The organism is Falsiruegeria litorea R37 (assembly GCF_900172225.1).
Taxonomy (GTDB): domain Bacteria; phylum Pseudomonadota; class Alphaproteobacteria; order Rhodobacterales; family Rhodobacteraceae; genus Falsiruegeria; species Falsiruegeria litorea.
Genome location: NZ_FWFO01000004.1, coordinates 337,737 through 343,758, shown reverse-complemented (window position 1 = coordinate 343,758; position 6,022 = coordinate 337,737). Strand labels below are relative to the sequence as shown.

Here is a 6,022-nt window from a genome sequence, read left to right as displayed (position 1 = left end):
CACTGCAGGCGGCGCTGGACGGTGGCAAGATGACCGTGATCGTCAGCAAATGCGAAAGCGGCAACGCAAAAATGCCCGTCATCACAATGGACCCCGTCGTCATCAAGGACAGGTTCATGAAGGCTGTTGCCAGCTGATGAGCGCGTCCACGATCCATTCAGCCGAGGATGCGCGGCGTCTCGCCAAACGACGGTTGCCTTGGATGGTGTTTGACTACATCGACGGGGCAGCCGGGCGAGAAACCGGGGCAGCACGCAATCGTGCTGCTTTGGATGCGATCACCCTGCGTCCACGCATTCTGCGCGATGTCAGCCAGAGATCGCTGGCCACGCAGATTTTCGGGGCCGAGGCCGATCGCCCCTTTGGCATCGCCCCCATGGGTATGTGCAACCTGGCCGCTCCGGGTGCCGATCTGATGTTGGCCCGGTTGGCAGCACGATACCGCGTCCCTCATGGGGTCTCGACCGTAGCCTCTACTGCGTTGGAAGTCATACAGGAAACCGCAGAGGGGTATGCTTGGTTTCAACTCTATTTCAGTGGCGATGGGGCCGGTACATTCAAGCTGGCGGAACGGGCCCGAAACGCGGGCTATGAAACGCTGGTGCTGACGGTTGATGTCCCAGAAGTCGGCCGCCGCCCGCGCGAGCTGCGTCATGGCTTCAAAATGCCTTTCCGCATTGGCCCGCGACAGTTCTTTGATTTTGCCATGCATCCGCGATGGTCAATGTCGGCCCTGCTCAAAGGTAAGCCGACAATGGCCAACTTCGACATGGAAGGGTATTCCTTTGACCGGACAGAAAGCCGGGCCAGAGCCACTTGGGACACACTGGCGCGGCTGCGCGATCTTTGGCCGGGAAACCTGGTGGTCAAAGGCGTGCTAGACGTCGAAGACGCGCGCATGCTGGCCGCATCAGGCGTGGACGCCATCCAAGTTTCCAGCCATGGAGCTCGACAGCTGGACGCGGCCCCTGCCCCAATTCAAGCTCTGTCCGAAATCCGCTCTGCACTTGGTCCGGACTATCCTGTTTTCTACGACAGCGGGATTCAATCGGGCGAAGATATTCTCAAGGCCCTTACAGTTGGAGCTGATTTTATCTTTGTTGGAAGAATTTTGCAGTTCGCAATCGCGGCGGCGGGAACATCGGGTTTAGAGCAATTGTGGGATGCTTTGAGCGAAGAATTGAGCATCGCTATGGCACAAACCGGACAGGTCAAGCTGACCGGCACAAACGCAAATCCCTAGGGGCAAGATCCGACTTGCGCTCTTGCCCGAACAGCTGTTGCGATCTTGTACCGACCATCATCCCGGGGAAATTCAGCGCCTCCCTGATTTTCGGGGGCGCAGCCGTCGGATAGAGCGACGCTCACCCCGTTGTAGTTGGTGAGCCCCGTTGGGTGGGTCGATCAGATGTTTCCCTTATATGCCTCTTCAATGCCAGGACCGCACGGGAATCTGCTTGCCCCAACCGGGACAACAGACCAATCGGCCGCGCGATCTCGAGATTTTGTATCCGACACGTCGAGACGCCGACTGCTCCAACGGCTGACTGAGGCAAAAGCGCGGCCCCCAGTCCCTCTTCGACCATTTGCAAACTGGTCGTCGTACGGTGCGCCTCGTATGTCCAATTCAGTTCAATCCGCGCACGCGCGAATGCTTCGTCGATCAACAGTCGGTTGCCGGTGCCACGCGATGGAAAGATCAAAGGAACTTTTGCAAGTTGCGTGGGGGAAACACAGCTGTCAGCCGCCAATTTATGTCCGTTGGGCACGGCCAGAACAATTTGCTCATCAAACAAGGGCTCGAACTCGGTCGTGGGTTCCAACATCGGGATTGAGCCCAACCCGAAATCCGCCTCTCCCTGCGCCACGGCCTCTGCCACTTCATTTGCAGTGCCATCCAAAATTCGAACCCGTGCGGCGTGCCGGTTTGAACTGAACGCAACCAGCGCCGGAGCAATCAGCCGCCTTAGAACGGTTGGAATGGCCGCTACGGTGATGATCGCCCCGCGCTGATAGGCGAAAGTGACACTTTCATCGCGCATGGCACGTGCTGTTTCTTGTGCATCTTCAAGAATGGCCTCTGCTCTAGCCTGAAGCCTCTTTGCGGCCAACGTCGGCACAACTGCACGTGTGGTTCGCTCAAACAGAACCGAACCCAAAGCGTCCTCAAGCTTTTGAACACGCCGGGAAACCGCCGACTGAGAGAGGTTCAGCCTTTCGGCAGCCCGGTGGAAAGAACCCGTTTCCTTCACGGCCAGAAAAGCTTCCAGATCTCCGAAATCATAATTGATGCTCATAGCGCATTAATTTAGAAAAATCTAATATTGGTCAATCAATAAGCTGAACGCCTAAACTAAACCCTGAAAGGGTGACTCAGTGACGACCTATGATATTGCCATAATCGGCGGCGGGAACGCGGCCCTATGCGCCGCGATGACGGCCGCAGAAGCGGGTGCAAAGGTGTTGATCCTTGAAACCGCTCCCAAGTCCTATCGTGGAGGAAACTCGCGCCATACGCGGAATTTTCGGTGCATGCATATGCGACCACTGGACCCTTTGATCGAAGAATACGACGAAGAAGAGTACTTTGCCGATTTGCTCAAGGTCACAGATGGAAAAACCGATGAAAATCTGGCCCGGCTGGCGATCCGTCATTCCGAAGAATGCCTGCCATGGATGAAAGAACGCGGCGTTCGGTTTCAGCCGTCCTTGACGGGGACACTGTCTTTGGCGCGAACCAATGCGTTTTTCATGGGTGGCGGCAAGTCGCTGGTGAATGCCTACTACCGAACGGCCGACAGGCTGGGTGTTGACGTGTTTTATGAGGCGCATGTCACCCATCTCGAATTGAATGGAAACAAGATCGAGCGGCTGGATTACACGCGCGACGGCGTGGACTACCAGATCTCTCCCAAGGCTGTGATCGTGGCATCCGGAGGGTTTCAGGCCGACACCGAATGGCTGGCCCGTGCCTGGGGTGAACCGGCCAAGAATTTCCTCATCCGTGGGACGCCTTACAATCGCGGTGTCGTGCTGAGGGACTTGTTGGATCAAGGTGTGGAACGCATTGGTGATCCAACCCAATGTCACGCCGTGGCCATCGACGGGCGGGCCCCCAAGTTCGATGGTGGAATTGTAACGCGGCTTGATTGCGTGCCTTTCTCCATCGTCGTGAACAAGAATGCACAACGGTTCTATGACGAGGGCGAAGACGTCTGGCCCAAACGCTATGCGATCTGGGGGCGTCTTGTGGCAGCACAACCCGATCAGGTGGGATATGCCATCATTGACAGCCGGTCCCTGAACCTGTTCATGCCATCGGTTTTCCCGCCGCTAAAGGCCGACACGTTAGAGGAGTTGGCCGGGATGATGGACCTGCCCGTTGAAAAGCTGACCCAGACGGTAGCCGATTACAACGCAGCCTGCGGCGACACGCAGAACTTTCACCCAACCGAACTGGATGGGGTATGCACAACCGGGATCAGCCCACCTAAAACCAACTGGGCCCGCCCGATCATTGAGCCACCGTTTTATGGCTATAGCCTGCGCACGGGCGTGACCTTTACCTATCTGGGACTAAAGGTGGATGACCACGCGCAATGCTCGACCACCCACGGGAAAATCCAAAATCTCTGGGCTGCGGGCGAGACCATGGCTGGGTCCATCCTGGGCCAAGGGTACCTGGCCGGGTTCGGCATGACCATTGGAACCGTTTTTGGCCGTATTGCCGGTCGAGAGGCTGCCGCATATGCAAATTGATCTGATCCAGGAAGCCCGCCGACAGGCCGAGATCTGCAATGCCTGCCGTTATTGCGAAGGCTATTGTTCGGTTTTTCCATCCTTGCACACCGAACGCGTCTTCTCTGATGCGGCCATCACGCAGTTGGCCAATCTCTGTCACAATTGCCGGGGCTGTTATTATGCCTGCCAATACACGGCCCCGCATGAATTCGACCTGAACCTGCCAAAAATCCTGGCCGAAGTCCGGCGTGACAGCTGGGAACACTATGCCTGGCCGCGCCCCGTAGCACGCAGGTTTCACACCCATGGAGGAGCAATTGCCCTTGCCTTGGTCGTAGGCCTGGCGTTGTTGTTTGTTGCGATCAAAGCCATTGGCTCAGCTGGGGGAGAAGGCTTTTACGCTGTCTTGTCCCACAATGCCATGGTCGCGATCTTTGCCCCGGCTTTTCTATTTCCGCTGGCCAGCATCGCAATCAGCCTGCGCCAGTACTGGTGCGACGTTGGCGGCACCACAATACGATTCAGCGATCTAAAGGCCGCCTTCATACGCAGCGCCAAGATGCAGGATCTGGCGGCAGGTCACGAAGAGGGCTGCAATTTCGAAGACGAAGATCGGTTTACCCATGCCCGCCGTCACGCTCATCACGCCATAATGTATGGCTTTCTGTTATGTTTCGCCGCGACGAGCGTTGCAACGATCATGCATTACTTCTTTGACCTGCCCGCCCCCTACCCTTTGTTGTCTTTGCCCAAACTGCTCGGAATTTTCGGTGGCTTTCTGATGACGCTGGGATGTGTCGGCATGGTACGGCTCAAGCTGAAATCCGATCGCGGGTTGGGGGACTCAGGCGCATGGAGCGGCGACATCGGGTTCATCGTGCTTCTGGGGTTCGTGGGCTTTAGTGGGCTTGCACTCTATGCCTTGGGCTCCACCACATTAATGCCGCCCCTGCTGGCCGTTCACCTTGGCAGTGTGCTTACATTTTTTCTGCTGACTCCGTTTTCCAAGATGGCACATGGGTTTTACCGGCTGGCGGCCTTGGTCAGAGATGCGCAGCGAAAAAGAAATGCGCGGTAGAAGCTGGCGGGCAAAGCGCGGATTGGATTGCGCTGGTTGTTGCGTCGGGATGGCTTGGGCGCCACCAATCGTTTCGAAGCTGGGGCTCATATCCGCAGCCGTGTCGGGATCAACTATCCCGACCTTCAATTTCACTTTCGCCCACTCGCAATCCCTTTTGATGGCAAATCCCTGGCCAAAGGGCATGGTTTCCAGGTTCACGTAGGGACAAAACGGTCACAAAGCCGTGACTGGGTTCGACTGGACCCGTCCAACCCGCGCAATGCACCTCGCGTGCGTTTCAATTATGTGAGTCACGAAGATGACTGGTTGGGAATGCGGGCTTGCGTCAGGCTGACACGCCAGATTTTTCAGCAACCGGCATTGGCCGAATTTGCAGAACCCGAGCTTGCTCCTGGATCAGACTGCAGCAGTGATGAACAGATTGATCGATTTTTCAAGGACAAGGTCGAAAGCGCGTATCCCCCCTGCGGCACATGCAGAACGGGCAACGGACTTGATTCGAGGCACCAGCCTGCCTGCGCTGACCGGGGGAAAGACCCAGAACAGCGCCCCAACGTGACGGATGATCCCGCCTATGGCCCGTCGTCGCCCAGCTTTGCGCCCGGATTGATGGACAATGAAACACCTGCTCCGGCCACCAGTGGGACTTGTGGACCGCAAGCCGCGTCTCAAGTCGAACTCCACACACCCATTCCTGAGGCAAGAGATCTGGGGCACCGACTGCAGCCCCATATACCAATTCGTTTCTCGCATCGGCGGTACATGAGCCGACACGCAAGGGCAGTCGGTTCCAGCGCGGCCGTGATCATTGCACATCATTGACACGCTCGGATCCCTGATCAGTATCTGAAGCGTTTGGTGTGCTCAGCTGATCGTTGCAGAAAAGGCCATAACAACCACCAAAGTGGCAAGCCCAAGGCCAGTGGAAATGCGCCAGAACCGGTTCAAGGACGGCGTTTTCTGATAACACTTGCCGCAACGGGGGGCACCAAACCGCAGGTGGTGCGAACAATATTCACATTTCAATAGACGCAGAGCCATAATTTGCAACTCCAGAAACTAGGGAACATATACATCCAGATCGGACACAAAGCGGGGTCTTGCATATTTCCTGACGACGAGACCCAGACCAGAGATTTCCCCTATCTGCGTTGGTCAGCACCGCCGGTATGAAGATTAGAGATTCAATAGTTTAACAAA

Annotated in this window: 5 protein-coding genes and 1 pseudogene; 5 read left to right on the top strand and 1 reads right to left on the bottom strand. The window is 56.5% G+C overall.

Translation table 11 applies throughout. From position 1 onward, the window contains the following. Both TRL7639_RS23390 and TRL7639_RS19800 read left to right on the top strand, forming a co-directional pair. Window positions 1-137 (top strand): annotated as a pseudogene (locus TRL7639_RS23390) (sulfopyruvate decarboxylase subunit beta); the annotation flags it as partial. Next, complete coding sequence (locus tag TRL7639_RS19800) at window positions 137-1,243, top strand: alpha-hydroxy acid oxidase (RefSeq protein ID WP_085797600.1); 1,107 nt, start codon at window positions 137-139, stop codon at window positions 1,241-1,243. The pseudogene TRL7639_RS23390 and the gene TRL7639_RS19800, both read left to right, overlap by 1 nt. Window positions 1,244-1,364: 121 nt before the next feature. On the opposite strand, the gene TRL7639_RS19795 is transcribed toward TRL7639_RS19800, so the two are convergent. Continuing rightward, complete coding sequence (locus TRL7639_RS19795) at window positions 1,365-2,297, bottom strand: LysR family transcriptional regulator (protein WP_085797599.1); 933 nt, start codon at window positions 2,295-2,297, stop codon at window positions 1,365-1,367. Between the two features lie 136 nt (window positions 2,298-2,433). On the opposite strand from TRL7639_RS19795, the gene tcuA reads away from it, so the two are divergent. From tcuA to TRL7639_RS23595, 3 genes are read left to right on the top strand one after another with little or no spacing between them, the layout of a single operon-like run. Then, window positions 2,434-3,759: an FAD-dependent tricarballylate dehydrogenase TcuA gene (gene tcuA / locus TRL7639_RS19790; protein WP_235820463.1), complete on the top strand. Its 1,326-nt coding sequence runs from the start codon at window positions 2,434-2,436 to the stop codon at window positions 3,757-3,759. Continuing rightward, window positions 3,749-4,819 (top strand): tricarballylate utilization 4Fe-4S protein TcuB, encoded by a 1,071-nt coding sequence (tcuB, locus tag TRL7639_RS19785; protein WP_085797597.1) that lies wholly within the window; start codon window positions 3,749-3,751, stop codon window positions 4,817-4,819. The genes tcuA and tcuB overlap by 11 nt, the downstream gene beginning before the upstream one ends. A gap of 27 nt (window positions 4,820-4,846) precedes the next feature. Then, on the top strand, window positions 4,847-5,644 hold the full coding sequence (locus TRL7639_RS23595; RefSeq protein ID WP_370809093.1) for a GMC oxidoreductase: 798 nt from the start codon (window positions 4,847-4,849) through the stop codon (window positions 5,642-5,644). Window positions 5,645-6,022: the final 378 nt, after the last annotated feature.